Origin of the sequence: Bacillus sp. CH30_1T (assembly GCF_008364765.1) — a bacterium.
Classification (GTDB): domain Bacteria; phylum Bacillota; class Bacilli; order Bacillales; family Bacillaceae_B; genus Rossellomorea.
The window spans coordinates 1-18,901 of the sequence record NZ_VTUY01000019.1 but is presented as its reverse complement, the minus strand read 5'-3'; the positions used below and the strand labels follow the sequence as shown (position 1 = coordinate 18,901).

Here is an 18,901-nt window from a genome sequence, read left to right as displayed (position 1 = left end):
TCCGAATATTATAATGTAAATATATCATTAATATACGGATTTCGGCAAGAGTTCTTAATCTCCCAGCATGCGCACAGCGAACACTTGATCACAAAAACCTCTTAAACCATTATAGATTCGATGAAGTCTTGATTCATATTGCACTAATCCATATACCGTTGGTCCGCTTCCGCTCATTAGAACAGCATCGGCACCAAAACGCTCCATTTGGTCCTTGATTTGAGCCACTTCAGGGTGCATATTCAATGTGACCGATTCAAGTACATTCCCAAGATTGGAGCATATATCATGATAATTACCATGTTCTAAAGCCGAAACCATGGCGTTTGTATTCGGATGTGTAATGTTTTTCAAATCCAAATTTTTATAAACATCTGCTGTCGAAACCCCTATTGTTGGTTTTGCTAATATGACCCAACAATTAGGCGGGGCTGGAAGGTGTTTGATTTTCTCGCCTCTCCCTGATGCTAAAGCTGTACCCCCGTAAACACAGAAAGATACATCTGAACCAATTTCGGAACCAAGCTCTGCCAGTTCATCCATACTGAGGCCTAAATCCCATAACCGATTTAACCCTTTTAAGGTTGCTGCTGCGTCACTGCTCCCCCCTGCTAATCCTGCTGCTACAGGTATCACTTTATCAATGGAGATTGCTACCCCTTTTTTGATATTCAACCTCGTCTTTAAAAGCTGTGCAGCCTGATAGGCAAGATTTCTTCCATCATCCGGCACAAATCGATTATGCGAGAGAATCTTAATCGTATCATCAGAAAGATTCGTAAGCTCAATTCTATCCGCTAAATCAATTGTAGTCATAACCATCTCAACTTCATGGTAACCATCTGAACGTTTATGTAAAACATCAAGTGATAGGTTAATTTTTGCCGGCGCCTTTACTAATAACCTCATATCATCACCTTCTTACCAATACTCTTTGTTATATTGTATCATACACTTATTATTGAGAGTGTTAACTTCTAAACATACTCATACAAGTATGTTATTTTATCACGTAAAGTACTGATAGGAAAGATTGTCTTGACTTTATTAAAACAAGGGCCACCTGAAAAGCACTACACTTTTAAGGCGACCCTCTTTATATGATACTAAAAGATGTAATCCTGTATGCGTGAAGAGAGTTAGTGAGGACGATTTTCAGATAATTGCTGACTTGCGCGCTCAACTGCGCGCTTCACCATGTTACCTGCATCCCGTGACGTGATTCCACCCCAACCATCTTTCTGAACAACATCATAGAACCCCAATTCCTGAGCGATTTCTTCTTTTAATTGATCAGACATGATTCCTCTTCTTCTACTCATCGTCTACCTCCTTTAGATGTACCACACGTTTAGTATGTGTACAAAAGGACAAAACATAACAAAGGAGAATCTTAATCTATGGACTTCCTGAAAACTGGACAAATAAAAAAGCAGCAAACTATTGTCTACTGCTGGCTAAAGATGATATTTCCTGTTGCTTCATCATAAAATGTTAATTGAACTGTCTCAGTGAGAACATCTGCATAGCTGTAAGAAACCCGTTCGAACGCATTCTCTTCTTGATCCAGTTGAACCACGAATACAGAAGGATACGTTTCGGCTAGAACACCTGAACGCTCAATTGTTTTTCGACGTCCACCGTTTGCTTTAAGCATTAAACGTTTCCCAAGATTAGAATCAAGGGATCTTTTAATGTCGGCTAATGTTTTTGGCATTTCGCTTCCACCTCACTATAATCAAATATAACACATTATGTAATTTCAGTCAAATAAATTTATTATTTTAACAAGAATAAGGAACACCTGTCAATATATTTTATTCAACAAAAAGTACGTTTTTTCTACACACCTAACATTCCCCAACCCTTGAAAAATTATGTAAACAATAAAAGCGGAGGGGTTTTGCCCAGAGGCGACAAGCATATGACGAGCATGACGGAAAGGCGCTTTTTGCCTTTTTGGCATGCTTGGCTTATGACCTCGAGCCTCTAAGCCCCGGAGCTGGACAACACTAAAAGCGTAGGCGGCTTGGTCAGGCCCGACAAGCATATGACGAGTTCATCGGAAAGGCGTTTTTTGCCTTTTTGATGAACTTGACTTATGACCTCGAGGGACTAGCCGCCGGAGCTGGATAAGTAGAAAAGCGGAAGGGGCTCGCCCTGGGGCGACAAGCATAAGACGAGTAACCCGGAAAGGCGTTCTTTGCTTTTTGGATTACTTGGCTTATGACCTCGAGCCTCAAGCCCCTGGAGCTGGACACATAGAAAAGCGGAGGGGCTTTGCCCAGAGGCGACAAGCATAAAACTCGCTAAAAAACCCACCTTACTAATCTATACATCTAAACACCAAATAGACCTTACAATTCACGCAGTAAATTGTAAGGTCTATTTGATTTTTGTCGAACATTCCCTAATCTTCGTCTATAATTTTATATGGCATCCCTGTACGAAGTACACCCTTCGTCTCGATTCCGCCAAGCCCTTTGTCCCCTGTTAACGTATTGCGGATGACGTCCCACACATTTACCGAATCCTTAAACCCCGTAAAACAAATCTTTGCAACGATATACACGGGGTCCAATGCATGAATATTGACTCTGGACGGGGAGCTGGCAAAATTGGCTCCAGCGTGGATCAATGATTCAAAGTGGGATTGACAAGCACCAGCAAAAATCACTAACTGATCCAGATGTGGAGATTTGCTGCGTGCTTCCCGCACGGCCTGAACAAAATATTTAGAATGTCGATAAGCGTTAATATCAGCTTTGGTCCCTTTCGCCTTGGAATAGGCATCGTGACCGGTCAAAACAATAATATTCGGTCTATATTTATCGATAAGCGCCCCAATCTGTTCAGGCATCTCTGTCTCACTACAGTGAACTCCTTTTACCGGGACACCAATTTTTTCATAAAGATCTAGACACTTTCTTAAATAGCTGGGATCTCCATCAAGATGAAGCACTTTCCCTGGAACCTGGAAATAGTTATAATCGTCTCGATAAGCATTTGTTACCTTATATTCCTGCTTATACTTCAGAAGCTCTATATCCTGACGAAATAGGTCAAGAGATTGTTCCTCCTTTGAACGAAACTCCTGCGTAATACGTTCCTGCTCTCTAGGGTCCATCTTCTTCAAATCATGAAAAGGAGCATCCGCTATTAATCGAAAATCTTCACCATACAGTACTGCCGTTTTTTGGCCCTCTATCATGCGTATATCTATCACCCTGAATAAAATATCACATTTATAGGAAAGGCGACCTACGACATCATTGATCTCGATATTCACATCAGTCACTCCCGTGGGCTAAACATTCGTTAAATCAAAAAAGGAAATAAATAAGCCGAGGAGGATCAACTTTTGTCATATCCTTCTCAACACGTTCCTTATCCTTAATTAAGTAAATATTCCCTGTGATAACCTATGCAACCCTCTAATATTCGGTGTCAATAAAGTGGGGGTCCCCTGCTCAATACACGGTAACAAAAAAATGGCTAAACGCACTTTCACGTTTAGCCATTTATCCTAGAATTAATTAAAGTCCGGGTATAACTTATCACTCAACCGGCCGAATTCCTGTATCGACAGTGTCTCTCCACGGCGTGTGGGTTCAATTCCGGCTGCAGATAAAGCCCCAAGGATCATGTCTTTCTTTTCCTTTCCTTGAGGCAGCTGACTGCTTAAATTGTTCAGGATGGTCTTTCTTCTTTGAGCAAAAGACGAGCGTGTAACGGTAAAGAAGAAATCTTCACTGATCACCTCGACAGGAGGCTTCTCACGCTTCGTTAAACGGATGACGGCTGAGTCCACATTCGGCTGCGGCATAAAGACCGTTTTCGGGACAGTCATGACCATCTCGGCCTCTGTATAGTACTGTATGGCAATCGAAAGAGATCCGTACGCTTTTGTTCCGGGTTGAGCTGAAATACGGTCCCCTACTTCTTTTTGAAGCATGACACAGATACCTCGGATTGGAAGACGCTCCATCAACAGCTTAAGAATGATAGGTGTAGTGACGTAATAAGGGAGATTGGCCACTACCATAATGTCTTCGAACTCTTCAAATTCTTTATTAATAATGGCTTCTACATCCGCCTCTAATATATCTTCATTGATTATTTTAACGTTTTTGTAAGGGGATAATGTATCGTCAAGAATAGGAATCAGTCTCTGATCGATTTCAAATGCGACGACCTTTCCTGATGTACGCGCCAGATGTTCTGTTAATGCACCAATTCCGGGACCGATCTCAATGGCTGCGGTTTTCTCAGATAAACCTGCGTATTCTGTTATGTTCCTGAGGATATTGGGGTCGATCAAAAAGTTTTGACCCAGGCTCTTTTTAAACGAGAAGCCATACTTGCTTAATATCTCTTTTGTGCGTAACGGGGTGGCAATATCTTTATGCATTTTCTTCCTCCTGAATAATTTCCATTAAAGCTTTTTTAAACTCTTCTTTTTGAATATTGAACATCCTTAATCGTTTGTGCAGCTGTTTTCCATTAGTGTATCCGATTCTAAGCTTCTCACCAAGAGCAATCCTTCGATCTTTCGCTTGGGAACTGCCAATTAATCCAGCATCAATTAGATCTTCTTTCGAAATGACTTCTTCCTGCTCAACATCCAGCACATGAGCCTCTCTTAAAGACTCTCTTATGATATCTGGCGAAGCATGCTCTACACCTATCCCTCTACCTGACTTTGGCAGCGCATCCTTCTTATGTACAAAGGCGTGCTTACAACCCGGTACCGCTTCACTCACAATCTTCCGGATACGTTCACCCGGGTAGTCCGGGTCGGTAAAGATGATTACGCCTCTTTTTTCTTGTGCGTGTTTTATTTTTTCTAAAGTAGACGAAGACACAGCAGAACCATTCGTTTCAATCGTATCTGCATTGACAGCACGTTGAATGGCTACCGTATCATCCTTGCCTTCCACTACGATGATTTCTTTAATTTTCATAATTCCTCCAAAAGAATTGAAACTTTTCTGCTTTCATTTTCGTCTAATCATTGAAGACCTAAAGCTATTATAACGGTTTTCACCGATAAATAAAAAAAAGCAGGAGAACACCCCTGCTCTTAGTTTAATATTTTTACTTTTATTGTTTTTCTACCCCAACGATAGGCATCTGATTTAGACGGGAAGAATACATCAATTTTGTTCCCTTTGATTGCTCCACCCGTATCTGCAGCTACTGCATAGCCATAGCCTTCTACATATACCTTTGTTCCTAAAGGAATGACAGAAGGGTCTACTGCAATCACTTTAACATTCGGATTTGATTTCAGGTTGATTCCTGTAGCTGTATAGCCTGAGCACCCATTACATGATGCAGTGTAAGCTGTAGAGCTCACATAAAACTCTCTTCCTCCACTTGGAGCAGCTGAGGCTGTTGCAGATGAATTAGATGATGAACTACCACGTGAAACTTGAGCCACTAAAACCTTTGTTCCGACATTAATGATTTTATCCTGGCTTTCTTTCACTACTTTTTCACTAACTAATTTTCTGGAAACCTCTTTGCCGTTTTCTTTCACAACTTCAAATTTCTTTTCAACCAAGCCGTTTTTACCTTCTTGAACGACCTTCTCATTCCCTTTTGAGAGATCGGAATCCTTCTTGGAAATAACGGTGAAATCCTTTGTCTCTTCCACTACATCGGTGACTTTTTCAACTCGAACGACATTTACGACATCATTTGCTTTAACAACTTTGTCTAAACTTGGTTCAACACGGTCTGATTTCTTTAGTGTAATTCCTTGCTGCTTTAAAAAGTCAGCGACCGTAGTCGAAGTAGACCATACCTTTTGCTCTTTTCCGCCGTTCACAAGCTTAAGTGAAAATGCGGTATCAATCTTCACGTTCATGTCCCCTGTTACTTTTTCTGACAAGCCGGGTTTCACCTTATCATGTTCTCCTACTTTAATTTCATTTTCAGAGAGTAACTCTTTTACAGTATCAGCAGTCGTCCAGACCTTTTTCGTCTGATCCCCTACTACTACTTCTACCTGTTTTGCCGGTTCCCAAACAATGTTCATGTTATTTGAGACCTTCGTATTCCCCGAAGGGTACAAATAGTCTTGTGAGCGGGTTGAAATCTCTAATTCTTTTAATATATCTTGAATTGTATTCGCATGCGTCCTAATCTCTTTTTGCTCGCCGTCCAAGGTCAATGCCACAGTGTTTTTAGATCCTTCATAAAAAAGAATTCCAAATACAACTGCAGATGTTACTAATGTTCCGATTGTAACAATCCATTTCCTTCGACTCAAAGACTTGGAAAACAGGCTTTTCATGGTTTTAAACTTCATGAAAAACGCCTCCTTTTCTCGGAGTGATTATATAGAGTAATCCAGTGACTGTCAACCCTTACTTCTTTTAACTTAATCTAGCAAAATATTGAAACCCAGGGAACATAAAACATATTATGCATAAAAGAAGAGAAAAAGAAAAGAGAGAGTTATCGACATGATTATCGTATGAAACAAGAATCCTATGTAGAACTTTTTGTTTTTATTAACTATTTGGACAAGCTCTCTCAATTTCCGACAATATCTGATGTCAGTTTATGTTGAATAACTTTTTTGCATTTTCGGTTGTTATGTTCTCCACTTCCTCTAAAGATACTTCCTTAAGCTCCGCAATCTGTTCTGCTACCAGCTTCACGTATGCAGGTTCATTTCGCTTCCCTCTGTTCGGGTGAGGTGCTAAATAAGGACAGTCTGTTTCGATCAGAAGCTTTTCCAATGGAATTTCTTTTGCTACTTCCTTTGGCTTTTTCGCATTTTTAAAAGTTACGGGTCCTCCCAGAGAAATGTAGAAATTCATATCCACACATTCTTGAGCAATTTCAGGACTTCCGCTAAAGCAATGCATGATCCCTCCAACTTCCTCTGCTCCTTCTTCCCTGAGGATATCCACTATATCTTGTGTAGCATCACGGTTGTGTATAATAATTGGGAGTTTTACCTTTTTAGCTAAATGAATTTGTTTTCGAAACACTTCTTTTTGAACATCTTTCGGTGATTTATCCCAGTGATAATCGAGTCCCATTTCCCCTATGGCAACTACTTTAGGGTGGTTTGAGAGCTCTTCTATCCAAGCTAAATCTTCATCCTTCATATCAATTGCATCCACTGGGTGCCAACCGATGCTGGCATATAAAAATTCATATTGCTCAATGAGCTCCATAGCCCGGTTAATCGTTGGACGATCAAAGCCGACGACCACCATCTTCTCAACTCCAGCTTCTCTTGCTCTTGAAATTACCTCCTCCAGATCTTCGTCAAATTGTTCAGCATTCAAATGAACATGTGTATCAAATAGCATCTAAGACACTCCTTGTAATAAAGATAAGTTTAATATAAAAAAGCATGACAAGCATCACATTCATGTAACATTAATATTACATATTATGGTTCCTGTGGGTATTTTTTATTACTTCTGTTTCATTCGCAGTTACTCTTCATTCTATCTACTTTAGTCACAGAACCAAAACAATCTGTTTCTTTCTATATTACTGTTTTCTAAATATAATAATGAGTTTAAGAAACCCCTAACATCATAAAGTTTATAATATATATTCATTATTTTAATATAATAAAGGGATGTTCCACGTGGAACATCCCTTTATCGACAAAAGCAAAAACCTTACTTATTTCACTTTTGTTCCATTTGGTAAAGACTGGTCGATAGAAGCAAGAGATAGCGTTCCATTATCTTCACCAGCCAGAATCATTCCTTGTGAAAGTTCTCCACGAAGTTTTACCGGTTTCAAGTTTGTCACACAGATCACTTTTTTCCCAACCAGTTCGTCCGGCTGATAGAATTTAGCAATTCCTGATACCACTTGTCGTTTTTCAAAGCCTAGATCCAATTGCAGCTTTAGAAGTTTATCTGCTTTTTTAACCGGCTCAGCTCCAATGACCTCCGCTACGCGAAGCTCAACTTTCATGAAATCATCGATTCCGATTTCCTCTGATTCTTCTTTAGCAGGCTCTTGCTTTTCTTCAACAGCAGGAGCAGACTCTTGCATTTTCTCTTTGATGAAGTTTACCTCTTCCTGAAGTTCAAGTCGCGGGAAAATCGGTTCTCCTTTTTTCACCACTTCCGTTCCTGCCGGAATTGCTCCGAAACTCTCCAAGCTTTCCCATGTGTGCATTTTTTCATCATGAAGGTTCAATTGTTCAAAAATCTTCTTAGGAGTCCTTGTTAAGAACGGTTGTAAAAGAACAGCGACTCTTCGTAATGATTCAGCCAAATGACTCATCACACTGCCCAGCTCTTCTTTTTTGCTTTCGTCTTTTGCAAGGGCCCAAGGCTGAGTTTCATCAATATATTTATTCGTGCGGCTGATTAACTGCCAAAGACTGGACAAGGCTACAGAAAACTCCATGTTTTCCATTGCTTCTTCATATTTATTCACTGTTTCTTTGTTCATATCCAGGAGGGCTTGATCAAATTCTCCGTTAGAATCAACATAGGTTGGAATGACTCCATCAAAATACTTATTGATCATGGCCACTGTACGATTTAACAGGTTTCCTAGGTCATTCGCTAAGTCGAAGTTGATGCGCTCAACAAAGCCTTCCGGCGTAAAGACTCCATCAGAACCGAATGGCACTTCTCTTAATAGATAGTATCGAAGAGAATCAAGGCCGTAACGATCAATAAGGGTAACAGGATCGACTACATTCCCTTTTGATTTTGACATTTTCCCGTCTTTCATCAGAAGCCATCCATGAGCAAAAACCTTCTTAGGAAGCGGAAGATCTAAAGCCATTAACATGATTGGCCAATAAATCGTATGGAAACGAACAATTTCTTTCCCGACCAAGTGAACATCCGCGGGCCAGTACTTTAAGTAATTTGTATCTTTTTCACTGCCGTAGCCCAGAGCTGTAATATAGTTGGAAAGAGCATCGATCCACACGTAAATGACATGCTTGGGATCTCCCGGTACTTTCACTCCCCAGTCAAAGGTTGTTCTTGAAACAGCCAAGTCTTCTAAACCAGGCTTGATGAAGTTATTCACCATTTCATTCTTTCGGGACTCAGGCTGAATGAATTCAGGGTTTTCTTCATAGTAAGCAAGAAGGCGGTCAGCGTATTTGCTCATTTTGAAGAAGTACGATTCTTCCTTCACTTTTTCAACGGGTCTGCCGCAATCAGGACAGTTTCCGTTTTCTAATTGACGCTCAGTAAAGAAGGATTCACATGGTGTACAATACCAGCCTTCATACTGGTCCAAGTAAATATCACCTTGTTCGACAAGCTGATGGAAAATCTTTTCCACGATATCCTTATGACGCTTCTCTGTCGTACGGATAAAGTCATCATATGAAATGTCCAGTTTTCCCCATAAATCTTTAATTCCACTAACAATTTCGTCTACATATGCTTGAGGAGTAATTCCTTCTTCCTGAGCTTTCCGTTGAATTTTCTGTCCATGTTCGTCCGTTCCAGTCAGGTACATGACATCAAATCCACGCATTCTCTTATAACGGGCCATTGCATCACCAGCAACCGTGGTGTAAGCATGTCCAATATGTAAATTTCCACTTGGATAATAAATCGGTGTTGTAATATAGAAGGTGTTCAACTTTTCTTCCACTTTCTGTTCCTCCTCTTTTTTATCTACCCCCATAAAGCCATATGGGCCTCCGTATGGTTTATAGTGGCATAAATGTTACGTGCATCCATTATCTGCGCCTTACCTATCATCTTAACCTCTTATCTCATCAAAATATACCTAAAATAAAGGGTTTCTGCAACTAAACAATGTTGGATCTTAAAATTGTCGAAACAAGTGAAGAATTTTGTCTAATTTTGTCGAATAAATGCATTTCATAAAGATAATTCGACATTACTTTCACTTATTACTTTCATTACAATAATATTTAATTGGTAATACATTTTTTTACAATAAAGCGTAAAGCTTATTAAAACAACACTTTCTCATCCATTTTTTCTTAAAAATTTACAGATATAATTATTGACGATATTCCTAATCGTTGGTATGATAGAAACAACAAAAGAAATTTGTCGAATATTGACGAACTAGAGAGATATAAATAATATTTATTTGGAGGAGATTTTCAAATGAAGTCTACAGGTATTGTAAGAAAAGTTGATGAATTAGGTCGTGTCGTTATCCCAATCGAATTACGTCGTACATTAGGTATCGCTGAGAAGGATGCTTTAGAAATCTATGTAGATGACGAAAGAATCATCTTGAAGAAATATAAGCCAAGCATGACTTGCCAAATCACTGGAGAAGTTTCTGATGATAACATCAAGCTTGCTAACGGAAAATTGGTTCTTAGCCGTGAAGGTGCAGATCAATTACTAAAAGAAATCCAGGATTCACTACAAACAAAATAATTTGTTGTTAATATATCAAAGGCCTGAGTGACTAGACTCAGGCCTTTTTTTATTTATTGATTTTGCATCTCTGCACTTTCTATTCAACATGATAAGCTTGATAAACTTCCCGCTTTGGAAGGGAGCGTTCTTTTGAGACTTGTTTGATGGCTTCTTTGGAGGTCATGTTTTTTTCGTTCATGTAATGCTGCACATGGTCCAAAAGGGAGTAGTTGCTCCACCAGACGTCTTCCTCTTCTTTTTCCAGCGGACCCGCTCCTTCAATTAATAAGCAGAATTCGCCTCGTACTTCCCCATCGTTTGCCCACTCCATTATTTCTTCCAGGGACCCACGGATGAATTCCTCGAACTTCTTTGTGAGCTCACGACAAACAACGATTTGTCTATTTCCCAGAGCTCCATATAGCTCTTTTAATGTTTCTTTTAGTCTGTGTGGAGATTCATACAGGATAAATGTATCTTCCAGCGTTTTTAGTGTATCCAGTTCCGCTCTTTTGTCTTTCTTCCCTCTATGTAAAAATCCATAGAAATAAAATGGCTGCGGAGCCAATCCTGAAGCGATCAAAGCAGTAAGAGCTGCATTAGCTCCCGGTAGTGGAATGACAGCAATTTCGTGATTGATTGCTTCTTTCACCAGTTCGTAACCCGGATCCGAAATGGAAGGCATTCCTGCATCACTAACAAGGGCCACGAGCTCGCCTCTTTCCATACGTTCAATCAGCTTCTGTCCACTCGTTTCTTTATTGTGCTCATGATAACTGATGATCGGCGTATCAATTTCAAAGTAATTACATAATTTTTTTGTATTTCTTGTATCTTCGGCAGCAATCACTGCCGCTTCCTTCATCATGCGGATTGCGCGAAACGTCATATCCTCTAAATTCCCGATCGGTGTAGGGACAAGATACAAGCTTCCTATTTCACTATCGTGAAAGCTTTTCTGCTGGTTCATTGAATAGCTCACCTCCTCATTTCTTTAGTCCTTATCTTCATTCTTTCCAAACAGCATATCATATACTTCCTTTGAATATTTGTTCTGTTCATCGTACACATAAAGGGGTGGAAGAATTTTTAGGTCAGGTTTCCCATCTTTTATTCCTTCTATTAAGATGGTGTTGGCTTCTCTTCCTGGCTTCGGATATACAAAGCGCAATCGTTTCGGCTCGAGACGATGCTTCCTCATCAATGAGAGGATATCCAGCAATCGACCTGGACGATGGACGAAGGAAGCCTTTCCTCCTTGCTTCAGGAGATAGCCTGAAGCTTTGATGGTATCCTCAAGGGAACAAAGGACTTCATGACGGGCGATTGCATAGTGCTCGTTTACGTTTCTTTTATCCCCGGGTGGAGTATTAAAGTATGGAGGATTACAGGTTACGACATCATAGTGTGAATGATGAAGGAGCTGATCGATTTCTTTTACATCCCCAAGCTTCATTGATATTTGATTTTGAAGACCATTATACTGGACACTTCTCTGTGCCATATCAAATAATCTTTCTTGAATCTCCACCCCCGTAATTTCAACGTTGGTTCTCGCACTTAGTAATAAGGGAATGATGCCGTTACCTGAACATAGATCAACCACTTTCCCTTTGTGAATCGGTAAATAGCTGAAATGGGCCAATAGTACAGCATCTGTTGAAAAGGAGAAAACAGATGGACTTTGAATGATCCTCATATTCTCAGCCAATAAATAATCTAAACGTTCATCTTCTTTTAACTCGACCATGCCTTTCCTCCACTTTTCCTTCTATTATATATTGTTTCGATATTAATCACTAAAAAGGACCAATCCCATTATGTATGGATCAGCCCTTTTTAATCTGTATTCTATTCTATAGAGTGTAGGATAACAGGGATATTTATTCTTTCCTTATTTCTTGTTTAAGAAAGAGAGGCAGAATAAACAATCTTCATCCTTCCGTGGACTTCCAAAATGTATATTACAAATATGAAATCCTTCCTGGTATAATCGAGCAAGGTTGTCATACCCTTCTCCTATATCCAGTGTTTTATCTTCTAAGTCTGACTCACCCGTTGTACCCGCATCGCTGTTTGTTTTTACCTTTTTTGGTGAGTTCTCTGTTTGTTCCAGTCTGCGGCGCAAATGCTCATTTTCAAGCTTTAGAGAATTATTCTCTTCTAACATTTCAGCTAGACATTGTTTGAGCTCACCTAATTGATGATATAAATGACCAATTTGTTGTTCCATATTACTGACTGAATCAAAGAACTCTTTTTTATCCACGACACTACACCCCGTTACTCTGTGGCTTGGAATGATACGGCACCCACGTTCATGATTTCATCTAATGTAAATTCCAGAACCCGCTCTTCTTCTTTAATTTCCACTTGAAGAATACGTTCCAGAATATTAAGACCTACCACTTTACCTTTTCCATGAGGTGTCTTAATCACTTCTCCAATATCAGGTAATTCCGCTTTCGCTGTTTCATACTCGTCGTTCTCGTATTTCAGACAGCACATTAAACGTCCGCATAAACCTGAAATTTTCGTTGGATTAAGGGATAGATTTTGATCCTTCGCCATCTTGATGGATACAGGCTCAAAATCACCTAAAAAGGTAGAACAACATAGCATGCGGCCACAAGGACCAATACCACCCAGCATTTTTGCTTCGTCTCGAACGCCAATCTGACGAAGTTCTATGCGCGTACGGAAAATGGAAGCTAGATCTTTTACTAGCTCTCGGAAATCAACTCGTCCATCAGCCGTAAAATAGAATATGACTTTGTTACGATCAAATGTATACTCTACATCTACCAGTTTCATATCTAATTGATGCTGATTAATTTTATCACAACATACATTGTAGGCTTCCGTCGCAGATGATTTGTTCTCATCTACGATTAACCGATCTTTTTGATCAGCGATACGAATCACTTTTTTCAATGGAAGCACTACATCATTTTCTCCGACTTGCTTTCTCTCTACGACTACTTTTCCAAATTCGACTCCGCGAACGGTTTCAACGATTACATAACAATCTTTCTGAATATCCAATTCACCCGGATCGAAATAATAGATTTTACCCGCTTTTTTAAAGCGTACACCTACAACATCGTACAAAGGACCATCACCCCTGCAGTTTTAGCATAAGCTGTTCTACTAGCAGCTGCGAATTCATATTGGCGTTTAACTTGCGTTTTGCTTCAAGTATCGCCGTCATATTAGTAGAAAGACGATTGGTAGATACTTGAAGTGCGTTTGATTTCCAGTTTTCCTTTTGGTCCGGGTACACGAGCTGTTCTTCTTTTCCTAACTGGATATGAAGTAAGTCTTTATATATTAGAAGTAAAAGATCTAATGCTCGATCGACTTGATCTTTTTCTTTGAAGTGCTGTACAAAATCCTCTTGTATTTTGACCATTGCTTGGAAGGGACTTTTCTGGAGGACTTCATATAATTTTAACACTATTATTCTTGCTTGTGCAAACCACTCATTTTGACATATTTCTACAGCTTCCTCATAATGGTTCGTCAAATTGGCTGCCAGCGTTGCAAAATGGGGTGGGATCCCCTCATCCAATAACTGTTTTGTCAGCTGTTCTTTCGGTAACGGCTTAAAGGAAATCGTCTGGCACCGTGAAAGAATAGTAGGCAATATGCGATGAATATTTTCTGTGATCAGAATCGCTGTTGTATCAGCTGACGGTTCTTCAAGAAACTTAAGCAGGCTATTAGCCGCATTCGCTGTCATCTTATCTCCATGAACGATAATGTAAATCTTCTTCTTGGATTCTACACCTGTTTTCGAAAATTCTTCTTGCAAACTTTTAATCTGATCCTTCTTGATCGAAAGACCATCCGGCTCTACCAAATGCAGGTCCGGGTGATTTCCATGATTGATCCTTTTGCAGTTGGAGCAGCTTTCACATGCCTTTCCATCTACACGGTTTACACATAGCAATGCTTTTGCAAACAGGATGCTCATTTCTTTCTTTCGTGTCCCTTTTTCACCCTCGAATAAATAAGCATGAGCGACACGATCCTTCACAATACTATTCTGAAGCATCTCAAGGACGACGGGCTGAAATGGTTGTATCTCTTCAAACAACATGTCTTAACATCACTCTCTTACATATAAAGATTAATAAGCAATCCTTTTATTTCTCCAATTTTTCCTAATATATCAATGGACTTCTTTTCTTTATCCAATACATCTTCCGCCAGTTCAACAAGCTGTCGATCGATGGTTTCTACTATATTGAGCTTTCTGCCTTCACCATACTGATTCCACGTATGGGATTGCTTCAAATCCATCCCGAAATCTACGGCCTCACGCACAAATTTTTTGACCAATGTTTTATATTTTGCAAGATCTTTAAATGATCTTGATTTGGCTAAACGACTACCGGCATCCTCTATTGTAACGAGCAGTTTACTGAGCTGTTCCATCTGCATTTTCTGATCGTGCTTATGAACAAGCTGCCCGAATTTAACTTGACCTGTTCCAATAGATTTCTGGTCTTTCGTTACTTTATCTAAGGAAACCCGATGCTCCTGGTTAATTTTCATAGGTTAAACCTCACTTTAAAACTGATGGAATTGCTCTACAGGAAGAACGAATACGGTCGCTCCGCCAACGGCTACTTCAACAGGGTAAGGCACATATGAATCGGCATTCCCACCCATGGGCGAAACAGGAGCCACCATCTGATCCCGTGACTGACAGTTTTCTTTAATAACCTGTAAGGCTTTATCTACACGAATATCTTCTGTACCAATAATGAACGTGGTATTCCCGGACTTCAAAAACCCGCCTGTACTCGCTAATTTTGTTGAACGAAAATTATGTTCCATCAGGGCATTAGACAAACGATTACTATCTTTATCCTGTACAACTGCCATAATTACCTTCATTAATCAATTCCTCCGTTTTAAAGCCATTTACTTCCTTCTATTATATCATTGAACAGGATCTACATACATGTTTCATCTAAAAAAGAGACGGACTTCTTAGCACCAATTTTTGCTTAGAAGTCCGCCTTTTTATTTTCACTAAACTTACTTGTTTAAGTAATCCTTCACGACACCATATGCGTCAGCAAATACAGCTTCTTTGCTCCGGCTGGCATCGATGACTTGAATACGATCAGGATATTGTTTCATTAACTTCTGATACCCTTCCCTGACGCGGGTATGGAAATCAACCGATTCCAGATCTAACCTGTTCACTTCTCTTCCATTATGTTTCGCAATTCTCTTTAACCCTTCTTCGGGGTCGATATCAAAATATAGCGTTAGATCCGGCATCTTATCCTCAATCGCAAATTGATTGATATTCATGACCTCTTCCATACCGATTCCACGGGCATTCCCTTGATAAGCAAGGGAACTGTCAATAAAACGATCACAAATTACAATCTTCCCTTCTGCAAGTGCGGGAATTACTTTTTCCACCAAATGCTGTCGTCTCGCTGCAGCATATAAGAGGGCTTCCGTCCGTTTATCCATTTCCGTGTTCTTTGTATTTAATATCACTTCTCTAATCTGTTCAGCAATCGAAATGCCTCCAGGCTCCCTCGTCTGAATGACATCGAAGCCTTCCTGTAATAATCGGTTAAAAATTTTCGTTAGTATCGTCGATTTTCCGGCTCCCTCAGGACCTTCAACTGTAATAAACAATCCTTTTGACATGTCTTTCCCTCCACTTGCTTATCGGTACACAAACACACGATTTTCATCTAAACGGTGATGACCTTGAATATTTGCCTTATTCTTTACATACTCTGTTAAACGCTCAATGGCGTGAGAGGTAATTCGTTCTCCTGGAATCAAAAGAGGAATTCCCGGAGGATAAGGTGTGACCATTCCCGCTGAAATTTCTCCTTCTGCTTCATCAATGGAAATGAGTGCTTCCGCTTTCTCTTCCATCTCCTCAAAACTTAATGCCAAAGTAGTAAAAAACTCTTGGTTATTTGATCGATTTGTTTCATGATTCTTTATATTTTCTATTATCGGTTCATTCCCTAAAGCCTTACATATTCGGCTGATCGCTTCATTATAAGGAAAAGAATGATCTTTTTTCAATAATGGGAGAATCAGTAGTACATAATCAGGGTCAGCAAGCTCCGGATAAATTCCCTCTGACTCCAATAACTGTTGAAGAGTATACCCTGACCTTCCCGCAAGCTTAATGACAAGCTTTAGTGGATCATCCGTCCGCTTTACAATGAGTTGAGGATGAACCCCCTCTAATGCTTGTACAAACTTATTGATCTCTTTCAGGTTTTGATCCTTTTCTTCTTGTGTAAAAGTCCCGATATAGGATCTGGCATAGTCAAGGGATGCCATAATCGGATACGATGGACTACTTGATTGTAGCATAGTTAAATACTCTTTCACCTTACGCTCACTCACTCTGGAGCTTGTGATGTGTAAATACGACCCCATCGTCATGGCCGGGAGCATCTTGTGAGCCGAATGGACGACAATATCCGCTCCCCATTCAATTGCAGACTCCGGAAAAGGGCTGCCCAATGTAAAATGAGCACCATGTGCCTCATCGACGATACACGTTACATCATGTGTATGTAATTCTTCTATAATTTGTTCGATATTGTACGTGAACCCATAATAAGTCGGATAAGTCAGGACACACGCCTTCACCTGGGGAAATACCTTCAATGCTTCCTTTATAGCATCGAGACGCATACCAAGGGCCGTCCCCTCGTTGTTCCACTCTGTTTCTATTAATATAGGAACAGCCATAGCAAGCTTGATTCCATTTAATACAGACTTATGACAATTCCTTTGAACGAAAATGGGATCTCCCGGTGAGCATGCAGCAAGAATGGCAGCAATGTTCCCTACTGTACTTCCGTTCACTAAAAAATAACTCTTCATCGACTCATATACATCCGTCAGCAAGTCCTCCGCTTCACGAATCGCCTCATGGGGATCATGTAAGTCATCCAATCCGCTTAATTCTGTAACATCGGATTGATAAAAAGATTGATCATCCATCAATAACCCGTTTTTATGACCCGGCACATGAAAAGAGATAGGCTTGGCCGATCGATGATTCTCTATCGCCTCAATAAGAGGGGTTCTCCTCTGATCTCGTTTCATACTCTAAATCTCCTCAAAATAAATATCCACTTATATCGTATCATAACCAAGCTGTCCGATGCTCCAGGGAACAAGGAAAACTTTTTACCTACTAATATCAAAAAAAATCATAACCAATTGTACTTCCTGGTTATGAATAGATTTGAGGAGTATTCACTTTTTTTAATCGTTGAACGAATGTTTTATACAAAGGATCATTTGTTTCTGTCTGAACCATTTCTTTCTCACATTCTGTGCAGATAAACGATGTGTATAGATGGATTCCAACCTTCTTTTCAACGTGACAAACGATACACTCTTCTAAAGCCGCCTTACGCTCCGGATTTAACATAGGGCTCTCCACCTCCATACAACCTATTCTGCCTCAAAACCAACAATTGTATACATTATTTCAAACTTTTAAACTGACAGAATAATCAAGTGTAATTTATCTTATGTTACAATCGCCCTGTCTGTGTATGTCTCTATAAAAAAGATTATGGAAAAAAGATAATGGTTAAGATTTAGGGGGAAGTGGGTCTAAGTTCATTTAAAGGAAGAGTAGATATTGTTGGGCTATAGATGAGTAATAATCATTTTGGGGATATGGAAAGTTAATCATTATATGTGGTTGGGTAATGGATGTGGTATGTGCAGATAGATAGCTATGAAGCTTCAAAAATCGTACAATAGGTTGATTTTGTGTAAAAATGTGACCAAACTTGGACGTTTGCCTGTTTTATCGGGGCTAGGTACCGTTTGTTTAGGTATTGATTTGTCTTGATAGGTGATTATTGCATCATTCTTTATTTTATGCGTCTTTTGCGATATTATCACATTAGACTCTGTCAGGATTGCATACAAAAACGGATCTTCATTTTTTCTGATAAAAAAACAAAAAAGAGTAACTCAATGAGCTGCTCTTTTTCTATTTGCCTGGCGACGTCCTACTCTCACAGGGGGAGATCCCCCAACTACCATCGGCGCTGAAGAGCTTAACTTCCGTGTTCGGCATGGGAACGGGTGTGACCTCTTCGCCATTGTCACCAGACGAATATTAAATTGAAGGTTGTTCCTTCAAAACTAGATAAAGAATTGATGTCAAGAAAGCCGAATACCGACCAATTATCGTTCATTTAAAAAATGACTCTTTGTGGTTAAGTCCTCGATCGATTAGTATCAGTCAACTCCACATGTCGCCATGCTTCCATCTCTGACCTATCTACCTAGTCATCTTCTAGGGATCTTACTCACATACGTGATGGGAAATCTCATCTCGAGGGGGGCTTCATGCTTAGATGCTTTCAGCACTTATCCCTTCCGCACATAGCTACCCAGCGATGCCTTTGGCAAGACAACTGGTACACCAGCGGTGCGTCCATCCCGGTCCTCTCGTACTAAGGACAGCTCCTCTCAAATTTCCTGCGCCCACGACG

At 39.9% G+C, this 18,901-nt stretch carries 19 protein-coding genes, 2 rRNA genes and 2 pseudogenes; 1 reads left to right on the top strand and 22 read right to left on the bottom strand.

Annotated elements, in window-relative coordinates:
- Positions 1-54: 54 nt before the first annotated feature.
- The 10 genes and pseudogenes from ispE to metG all read right to left on the bottom strand — a co-directional run bounded on the left by ispE (position 55) and on the right by metG (position 9,618).
- Positions 55-909 carry a 4-(cytidine 5'-diphospho)-2-C-methyl-D-erythritol kinase gene (ispE, locus tag F0342_RS23590; protein WP_149158180.1) on the bottom strand — a complete coding sequence of 285 codons (855 nt, stop codon included), beginning with the start codon at positions 907-909 and terminating at the stop codon, positions 55-57.
- A 230-nt stretch (positions 910-1,139) separates the two neighbouring features.
- The gene (locus tag F0342_RS23585; RefSeq protein ID WP_149158179.1) at positions 1,140-1,322 is read right to left on the bottom strand and encodes an alpha/beta-type small acid-soluble spore protein; all 183 of its coding nucleotides are present in this window, start codon (positions 1,320-1,322) and stop codon (positions 1,140-1,142) included.
- A gap of 125 nt (positions 1,323-1,447) precedes the next feature.
- Positions 1,448-1,717, bottom strand: a complete 270-nt coding sequence (gene veg, locus F0342_RS23580) for a biofilm formation stimulator Veg (protein ID WP_032085220.1) — start codon at positions 1,715-1,717, stop codon at positions 1,448-1,450.
- A 693-nt stretch (positions 1,718-2,410) separates the two neighbouring features.
- A complete protein-coding gene (yabG, locus tag F0342_RS23575) occupies positions 2,411-3,289 on the bottom strand; it encodes a sporulation peptidase YabG (RefSeq protein WP_149158178.1) in 879 nt (292 codons plus the stop codon).
- Positions 3,290-3,532: 243 nt separating this feature from the next.
- Positions 3,533-4,411, bottom strand: coding sequence for a 16S rRNA (adenine(1518)-N(6)/adenine(1519)-N(6))-dimethyltransferase RsmA (gene rsmA / locus F0342_RS23570; protein WP_149158177.1), 879 nt, complete (start codon positions 4,409-4,411; stop codon positions 3,533-3,535).
- Complete coding sequence (gene rnmV / locus F0342_RS23565; protein ID WP_149158176.1) at positions 4,404-4,964, bottom strand: ribonuclease M5; 561 nt, start codon at positions 4,962-4,964, stop codon at positions 4,404-4,406. Before rnmV ends, rsmA begins: the two co-directional genes overlap by 8 nt.
- 119 nt (positions 4,965-5,083) lie before the next feature.
- A pseudogene (locus F0342_RS25790) lies at positions 5,084-5,359 on the bottom strand (3D domain-containing protein); the annotation flags it as partial.
- A gap of 150 nt (positions 5,360-5,509) precedes the next feature.
- Positions 5,510-6,301, bottom strand: a pseudogene (locus F0342_RS25785) (ubiquitin-like domain-containing protein); the annotation flags it as partial.
- A 265-nt stretch (positions 6,302-6,566) separates the two neighbouring features.
- On the bottom strand, positions 6,567-7,334 hold the full coding sequence (locus tag F0342_RS23555) for a TatD family hydrolase (protein WP_113971030.1): 768 nt from the start codon (positions 7,332-7,334) through the stop codon (positions 6,567-6,569).
- A 325-nt stretch (positions 7,335-7,659) separates the two neighbouring features.
- On the bottom strand, positions 7,660-9,618 hold the full coding sequence (gene metG / locus F0342_RS23550) for a methionine--tRNA ligase (protein WP_149158174.1): 1,959 nt from the start codon (positions 9,616-9,618) through the stop codon (positions 7,660-7,662).
- Between the two features lie 488 nt (positions 9,619-10,106).
- Between metG and F0342_RS23545 the strand changes: the two genes are divergently transcribed.
- Positions 10,107-10,388: a transition state genes transcriptional regulator AbrB gene (locus F0342_RS23545; protein ID WP_044340639.1), complete on the top strand. Its 282-nt coding sequence runs from the start codon at positions 10,107-10,109 to the stop codon at positions 10,386-10,388.
- A gap of 79 nt (positions 10,389-10,467) precedes the next feature.
- Here F0342_RS23545 and rsmI read toward each other — a convergent pair whose 3' ends face one another.
- The 12 genes from rsmI to F0342_RS23485 all read right to left on the bottom strand — a co-directional run.
- Positions 10,468-11,340: a 16S rRNA (cytidine(1402)-2'-O)-methyltransferase gene (rsmI, locus tag F0342_RS23540; RefSeq protein ID WP_149158173.1), complete on the bottom strand. Its 873-nt coding sequence runs from the start codon at positions 11,338-11,340 to the stop codon at positions 10,468-10,470.
- A 24-nt stretch (positions 11,341-11,364) separates the two neighbouring features.
- Entirely contained in the window at positions 11,365-12,120 is a 756-nt protein-coding gene (locus F0342_RS23535) for a tRNA1(Val) (adenine(37)-N6)-methyltransferase (protein WP_149158172.1), read from the bottom strand.
- 144 nt (positions 12,121-12,264) lie between these two features.
- Positions 12,265-12,639, bottom strand: a complete 375-nt coding sequence (yabA, locus tag F0342_RS23530; protein ID WP_149158171.1) for a DNA replication initiation control protein YabA — start codon at positions 12,637-12,639, stop codon at positions 12,265-12,267.
- 14 nt (positions 12,640-12,653) lie between these two features.
- Complete coding sequence (locus F0342_RS23525; RefSeq protein WP_149158170.1) at positions 12,654-13,481, bottom strand: PSP1 domain-containing protein; 828 nt, start codon at positions 13,479-13,481, stop codon at positions 12,654-12,656.
- Positions 13,482-13,488: 7 nt separating this feature from the next.
- Complete coding sequence (holB, locus tag F0342_RS23520) at positions 13,489-14,472, bottom strand: DNA polymerase III subunit delta' (protein WP_149158169.1); 984 nt, start codon at positions 14,470-14,472, stop codon at positions 13,489-13,491.
- Positions 14,473-14,489: 17 nt separating this feature from the next.
- Positions 14,490-14,930 (bottom strand): YaaR family protein, encoded by a 441-nt coding sequence (locus F0342_RS23515; protein ID WP_149158168.1) that lies wholly within the window; start codon positions 14,928-14,930, stop codon positions 14,490-14,492.
- 15 nt (positions 14,931-14,945) lie between these two features.
- Positions 14,946-15,275, bottom strand: coding sequence for a cyclic-di-AMP receptor (locus tag F0342_RS23510; RefSeq protein WP_044340646.1), 330 nt, complete (start codon positions 15,273-15,275; stop codon positions 14,946-14,948).
- Between the two features lie 144 nt (positions 15,276-15,419).
- The gene (gene tmk, locus F0342_RS23505) at positions 15,420-16,052 is read right to left on the bottom strand and encodes a dTMP kinase (RefSeq protein ID WP_149158167.1); all 633 of its coding nucleotides are present in this window, start codon (positions 16,050-16,052) and stop codon (positions 15,420-15,422) included.
- A gap of 18 nt (positions 16,053-16,070) precedes the next feature.
- Positions 16,071-17,486 carry an aminotransferase class I/II-fold pyridoxal phosphate-dependent enzyme gene (locus tag F0342_RS23500; protein WP_149158166.1) on the bottom strand — a complete coding sequence of 472 codons (1,416 nt, stop codon included), beginning with the start codon at positions 17,484-17,486 and terminating at the stop codon, positions 16,071-16,073.
- Between the two features lie 130 nt (positions 17,487-17,616).
- Positions 17,617-17,817, bottom strand: a complete 201-nt coding sequence (locus tag F0342_RS23495; RefSeq protein ID WP_262481870.1) for a sigma factor G inhibitor Gin — start codon at positions 17,815-17,817, stop codon at positions 17,617-17,619.
- Positions 17,818-18,399: 582 nt separating this feature from the next.
- Positions 18,400-18,516, bottom strand: a 5S ribosomal RNA gene (gene rrf, locus F0342_RS23490).
- A gap of 102 nt (positions 18,517-18,618) precedes the next feature.
- Positions 18,619-18,901 (bottom strand): 23S ribosomal RNA (locus tag F0342_RS23485); the annotation flags it as partial.

Excerpts from the sequence above, each read along its gene's own strand:
- veg (WP_032085220.1), bottom strand. The coding sequence starts at position 1,717 with ATGCCAAAAACATTAGCCGACATTAAAAGATCCCTTGATTCTAATCTT.
- rnmV (WP_149158176.1), bottom strand. The coding sequence starts at position 4,964 with ATGAAAATTAAAGAAATCATCGTAGTGGAAGGCAAGGATGATACGGTA.
- F0342_RS23510 (WP_044340646.1), bottom strand. The coding sequence starts at position 15,275 with ATGAAGGTAATTATGGCAGTTGTACAGGATAAAGATAGTAATCGTTTG.
- F0342_RS23500 (WP_149158166.1), bottom strand. The coding sequence starts at position 17,486 with ATGAAACGAGATCAGAGGAGAACCCCTCTTATTGAGGCGATAGAGAAT.
- ispE (WP_149158180.1), bottom strand. The coding sequence starts at position 909 with ATGAGGTTATTAGTAAAGGCGCCGGCAAAAATTAACCTATCACTTGAT.
- F0342_RS23495 (WP_262481870.1), bottom strand. The coding sequence starts at position 17,817 with ATGTTAAATCCGGAGCGTAAGGCGGCTTTAGAAGAGTGTATCGTTTGT.
- tmk (WP_149158167.1), bottom strand. The coding sequence starts at position 16,052 with ATGTCAAAAGGATTGTTTATTACAGTTGAAGGTCCTGAGGGAGCCGGA.
- F0342_RS23515 (WP_149158168.1), bottom strand. The coding sequence starts at position 14,930 with ATGAAAATTAACCAGGAGCATCGGGTTTCCTTAGATAAAGTAACGAAA.
- rsmI (WP_149158173.1), bottom strand. The coding sequence starts at position 11,340 with ATGAACCAGCAGAAAAGCTTTCACGATAGTGAAATAGGAAGCTTGTAT.
- F0342_RS23585 (WP_149158179.1), bottom strand. The coding sequence starts at position 1,322 with ATGAGTAGAAGAAGAGGAATCATGTCTGATCAATTAAAAGAAGAAATC.
- rsmA (WP_149158177.1), bottom strand. The coding sequence starts at position 4,411 with ATGCATAAAGATATTGCCACCCCGTTACGCACAAAAGAGATATTAAGC.
- F0342_RS23535 (WP_149158172.1), bottom strand. The coding sequence starts at position 12,120 with ATGGTCGAGTTAAAAGAAGATGAACGTTTAGATTATTTATTGGCTGAG.
- F0342_RS23545 (WP_044340639.1), top strand. The coding sequence starts at position 10,107 with ATGAAGTCTACAGGTATTGTAAGAAAAGTTGATGAATTAGGTCGTGTC.
- F0342_RS23555 (WP_113971030.1), bottom strand. The coding sequence starts at position 7,334 with ATGCTATTTGATACACATGTTCATTTGAATGCTGAACAATTTGACGAA.
- holB (WP_149158169.1), bottom strand. The coding sequence starts at position 14,472 with ATGTTGTTTGAAGAGATACAACCATTTCAGCCCGTCGTCCTTGAGATG.